We start from the raw sequence: 1,608 nt of genomic DNA on the forward strand, positions 1-1,608 counted from the left end.
GGGGGTGCGGACGAAAACTTGGACCACCAAGGAGGTAGTTCATGTATTCCTACGCAGACAGACTTCGAGCGGTTGAGCTCTATATCCGGCTTGGCAAGCGGCTTAACGCGACCATTCGCCAGCTGGGATATCCCACCAAGAATGCGCTGAGGGGCTGGTACCGCGAGTACCTACAGCATCTCGACCTGCGTACTCAGCCGGTAGCGCGAGCGCCAAAATATTCAGAGGCTCAGAGGCAGGCGGCACTTGAGCACTTTCGCACCCATGATCGTTGCATCTCTGCGACGATGAGGGCGCTCGGCTATCCCGGTCGAGGAACTCTAACCGCATGGGTTCGTGAGACGTTTCCGGAGGCGCGGACATCGATGGTCGGTCGATCGTGGCATCCTGGCTACTGCGAGGAGGTTCGGCAAGCAGGCGTCATCGGGCTATGCAGTGGAGATGAAACCTCTCAACAGGTCGCTGACCGACTGGGCGTTTCAAGACCGACATTGTATGGCTGGAAAAAGCAGCTACTCGGTCATGAGGGTTCTTCATCCATGAAACGCCGCAAAACCAACTCCAAAGTGCCAGAACGTGAGGAACTTGAGCGACAGCTTGAAGCCCTCCAGCGTGATGTCCGCCAGTTACAACTCGAGCATGATCTCCTGAAGAAGGCCAACGAACTGCTAAAAAAAGGCCTGGGCGTCGATCTGCAGATCCTGAGTAATCGGGAGAAGACCCAGCTGATTGACGCCCTTAAGGAAGTTTATCGCTTGCCAGAGCTGCTTGCCCAGCTTCGGATTGCCCGCAGCTCCTACTTCTACCATCGCGCCCGCATGTGCCTGGCAGACAAGTATGCCGCCGTCCGCCACAGCCTAGCTGAGATCTTTGAAACGAACCGTCGTTGCTACGGTTATCGACGACTGCAGGCGTCGCTGGCCAGACAAAGCGTGGTAATCTCGGAAAAGGTTGTCCAGCGATTGATGAAGCAGGAGCAGCTGGTCGTTGCCAGGCCGCGTCGACGGCGGTTTGGATCCTATCTGGGAGAAATCAGTCCAGCGCCCCAGAACCTGATCAATCGCGACTTCCATGCAGAAGCGCCGAACGTGAAGTGGCTGACAGACATCACCGAGTTCCAGATCCCAGCAGGCAAGGTGTACCTTTCGCCCATCATCGACTGCTTTGACGGCATGGTCATCAGCTGGTCCATCGGAACCCAACCGGATGCAGGTCTCGTCAACACCATGCTGGATGCGGCCATCGGAACCGTCGCCAACGGCGAGGAACGGCCAATCATCCATTCTGATCGCGGAGCCCATTATCGATGGCCCGGCTGGTTAACCCGGATCAGCGAAGCAAGACTGGTCCGCTCGATGTCTCGAAAGGGTTGCTCGCAAGACAACGCCGCGTGCGAAGGCTTCTTCGGCCGGTTGAAAACCGAACTCTTCTATCCACGAGATTGGAAGGCCATGACAATCGAACAGTTCGTCGGGGAGGTAGATGCCTACATCCGCTGGTACAACGAAAAGCGCATCAAGATATCGCTGGGATCGCTCAGCCCGGTCGAATATCGTAAGAGCCTCGGCCTGAGCATTTAAAACAGTCCAACTTTTTATCCGCACCCCC

At 56.5% G+C, this 1,608-nt stretch carries 1 protein-coding gene; it reads left to right on the forward strand.

The annotated features are described in order from the left end of the window. The first annotated feature begins 41 nt into the window (after positions 1 to 41). Entirely contained in the window at positions 42 to 1,580 is a 1,539-nt protein-coding gene (locus PL597_RS25885) for an IS3 family transposase (protein WP_142914332.1), read from the forward strand. The last annotated feature ends 28 nt before the right edge of the window (positions 1,581 to 1,608 follow it).

It is taken from the genome of Agrobacterium sp. ST15.13.013, from assembly GCF_027956525.1.
Classification (GTDB): domain Bacteria; phylum Pseudomonadota; class Alphaproteobacteria; order Rhizobiales; family Rhizobiaceae; genus Agrobacterium; species Agrobacterium salinitolerans.